Below are 3180 nucleotides of genomic sequence, written 5' to 3'. Positions count from 1 at the left end.
TCGCGCCGCAAGGAGTGCAACATGCCTGCCACCGGGTGCGCGGAAGCGATGCAGCTACTCAATGTGATCTTCACAACGCCGCTGATCCTGAACGACGGCCACGAGATTCTCGTCCGCCTCAACGCCGGCGATGACGTCGTGGATATCGTCAGCGGCTTGAACGAAAAATTCGGCGACCCGCGGCTGGACCCGGAGATCCGCGCCGTGGGCGAGCGATGGCCGAAGCTTCAGCTGGAGGCCGTCAACAGGCTTGTCAGCTGGGCTCTCTCGAAGCTCGACACCGACGACCGGATCACGATCAGCTGGAAAGGCGATGCCGAGTACCACGAGACGGTCACGCGCTTCGAGGTCAAGGAGCACCAACTGCACATCGAGTTCCTGCACCCGCCTGTCACCGATTCAGCGGCTCCATCGCGGCGTCCTGCCGCCGGATTCGCATCGTGAGTGCGCCGGCGGCCGCTCAAGTGTTCAGATTCGAGCTTGGTGACGACGTCGTCGCGCGGCTCGACGCCGGGCCGCCCTACGATCTTGATGACGGTGCCCCGGTCCGCCCGCGCGAGCGTCCTTCGTGGGCGGTGGCGACGATCGCCGCGCGTGAGTGGTTCAACGGACTGCCTCACTATCTGCTGTCGTTTCGGCTTGACGATGACCGGTGCCTCTGCATCGAGGAGGAGTCATCGATCGAGGGGCTTGCCTAATTTGCTCGGCGACTCGCGCGGATAGGTCAGTCAAATAGAAGGCGCGGAGATCCGCGGTCGGGAAAGAGAGGTCTTCGTGATCGGCTCGCCTATCGACTTGGCCGCGAACAAGGCGCGCTCGATCGCTGCTGTTCGAAACCACAGGCACTCCGTGCAACCGGTTCGAGCAGAAGGGCGCGACCGGTTCGCATTGGTATCGAGGCGATCGGGTTAGCCCGTGACACGTAATGGCGCTTGGACCGAGTTCCTTGCCGCAACCCGCGCGTATGCGACGCTGGCCGACCGCACCGACGAACGGCTGAGGGCGTTGCTCAGCAATCTGCCGGCAATGCCATCGGAGGAGGCTGAGGACGAGCTAATGCGCTGCCTGGATCTAGCGCGCCAGGTCGTAGTCGCGGCACGCACTCAGCGTGAGAGCCTGAAAGCCTTCATCAGGCAGCGACGCACTCGAGCGTACGACCATAGGTATCGCCGTGGCGAACTCGGCGAGCATCGTTCCTAGAGCCCGAGGGAGGCAGCCATCCAATGGCGCGTTATCACATCATCTGTAGCAATCTGAGCGCCACGGCGTGTGCACCTGGAGGGTATCAGCACGTGTCTCACGTCGGATACCAGAACGCATACGGAGGTGCCATCGTCGTCACCCGCGAGCAGATGGTGGAGATCCTGCGCGAGCCTGGCAATTCGGCGTACACGACTGGCGGTGGCGAGACTGCTGAAGTTAAGGTCGTCAGGTGCGACAAATGCTCCAAGCCATTTCTTCGCACTGAGCCGGACGACACGAAGGCGGACAACTTGCGGAAGCGAACTGCCGGATCTAGCCTGCGATGCGGCCAGACTCCGCGTTGGCGTCGTTTCGTGGCCGCTGTCGCGTGACCACGTAACGGCCTCGGCTTCGTTCACGGATCTCACGCTTGAAGTCGTCCCGCCGCGGCTTCGTACCAGCCCTGCAACTCCTCCGCCATTTCATCTTCTGATGGCCAGTAGAAGTGCCAAGCTTTCCGCCAGCCAGTGCAGAGCACGAGCTCATCAGTGATCAACGCGAACGCCGTCGTGTCCTCGTACGACGGATCGACGAGGATCCACAGACTGTCGCGAGTGCGCGTCCGTTCGCGCAGTTCATCACGCAGTCCATCGAGGACCGCGTAGTACATGGCGTGGATGCTGTTCAGCAGTTCATCCTCGAGCAGCGACTCCGGAACGCAGCCGTCCCGTTCCGTGATGTACAGCGTCGAGAAGACGTCGGCCTCGTCATCGCCGGTGACGAACGGCCCCATCGGGTCGTTCACTGAACTCCGGATCCGCTCTACGATCGAGCGTCCAATCGGCCAACGCTCTTCTCTTTCGACGCCGGCGTCGCGTTCTCCGCTCACACCGTCGCACCGCCTTGCCTCGGCTCGGCTCCCCGCGTCTCAGTGGTGACATCATCGACTCGCTTCCAGTGGAGCCAGCCGTCGAGCCCCAGCATCGTCGCCCATCGATCGGATAACGATCGATCTCCCACGAAGCCGACATCATCCACAGCATCGAGGGCGCTGAGCAGGACGCGACCCGTCCTCTCGGCCTCGGTCCCGCGATATGGGCGGATAAACTCGGGACGCTGAAGCAGCTCCGACATCGCGTTCAGGTAGGCGTAGTTCATGGCGTTCGACGCGTTCCACAACTGCCGTGGAGTACATGCCTGGACATCAGGCCTGAGCACCTGGTGATACTCGAGAGCCATGTCGGCGATCGAGCGTTCTTGAATCCCGCGCAGCCCCGGCGCTGTCCGATGGAGCCAGCGCTCGATGTGGATGTCGGCCGGCGTGTTCTGGAGCTGGGCGACGGTCCCGCCAAGCCAGATCGGCAGTACCGCGGCGACGGCGCCCTCGGGCAGGCCGGCCTCGATCAGGCGCTCAATTTCGGGGAGCAGTTGGCGTGCGAGATCGCGTCGGTGGACGCGCGTCAGCACCGGCACGACGCAGTCCGCAGGGGATGCGCACGCGAAGCGTGCGATGTGTCCGCACTCATGGGCGACGAGGTGATCGAGGAAGCGTTCGAACCTGGGATCGTAGAGGATCAGCTGGCGGCTCGTGTCCGGATCGCTCGCCCGGTACACAGCTCGGCCATGACCACGAACGGAAGGATCGGCTCGTAATTCGACCGGCACGCCGGTGCATCGCTCGATCTCATCGAGGAGCTCTCGCGTGTCGGGATGCAGCGTTGGTTCATGGTACCGTCGTTCCGTCATGCATCTGGTGGTCTCGTCTCGCTTCGTCGTTCGACGTAATCAAAGCCGAGGTGTGTCATCTGGCGCCGGCGCTCCTGCAAGCGAGCGACGATGTCGGTCGGCACGTCCGTTGGCTCTCCACCGTCGCCGAACGCTAGACTGATCAGGACCGTCTCCTGTGGGGTGAGCGGATGCTGCCCGAGGACGGCGACATGGCTGACGCCGTTCAGCATGAAGCGCAGCACGCTGGCGTCGAGATCGTGGTCGATGAGG

General features: G+C 63.3%; 6 protein-coding genes. 3 read left to right on the top strand and 3 right to left on the bottom strand.

Features of this window, described 5'->3' with window-relative positions; all coding sequences use genetic code 11:
- From HY852_RS17595 to HY852_RS27950, 3 genes are all read left to right on the top strand, one after another.
- Positions 1-444: hypothetical protein (locus HY852_RS17595; RefSeq protein WP_291606060.1), on the top strand; the 444-nt coding region annotated here is incomplete at its 5' end.
- Complete coding sequence (locus HY852_RS17590; protein WP_291606059.1) at positions 441-698, top strand: hypothetical protein; 258 nt, start codon at positions 441-443, stop codon at positions 696-698. The genes HY852_RS17595 and HY852_RS17590, both read left to right, overlap by 4 nt.
- Positions 699-1223: 525 nt before the next feature.
- Positions 1224-1574 carry a DUF3892 domain-containing protein gene (locus HY852_RS27950; protein ID WP_367116369.1) on the top strand — a complete coding sequence of 117 codons (351 nt, stop codon included), beginning with the start codon at positions 1224-1226 and terminating at the stop codon, positions 1572-1574.
- Positions 1575-1606: 32 nt separating this feature from the next.
- Here HY852_RS27950 and HY852_RS17585 read toward each other — a convergent pair whose 3' ends face one another.
- The 3 genes from HY852_RS17585 to HY852_RS17575 form a co-directional block, all read right to left on the bottom strand.
- Positions 1607-1987, bottom strand: coding sequence for a hypothetical protein (locus HY852_RS17585; protein ID WP_291606058.1), 381 nt, complete (start codon positions 1985-1987; stop codon positions 1607-1609).
- An 80-nt stretch (positions 1988-2067) separates the two neighbouring features.
- Positions 2068-2847 (bottom strand): hypothetical protein, encoded by a 780-nt coding sequence (locus HY852_RS17580; RefSeq protein WP_291606057.1) that lies wholly within the window; start codon positions 2845-2847, stop codon positions 2068-2070.
- 77 nt (positions 2848-2924) lie between these two features.
- Positions 2925-3180 (bottom strand): hypothetical protein (locus HY852_RS17575; protein ID WP_291606056.1); only part of this gene is annotated, 256 nt, incomplete at its 5' end.

Origin of the sequence: Bradyrhizobium sp. (genome assembly GCF_016213215.1) — a bacterium.
Classification (GTDB): Bacteria; Pseudomonadota; Alphaproteobacteria; order Rhizobiales; family Xanthobacteraceae; genus Bradyrhizobium.
This window is presented reverse-complemented; position numbering and strand designations above follow the sequence as displayed.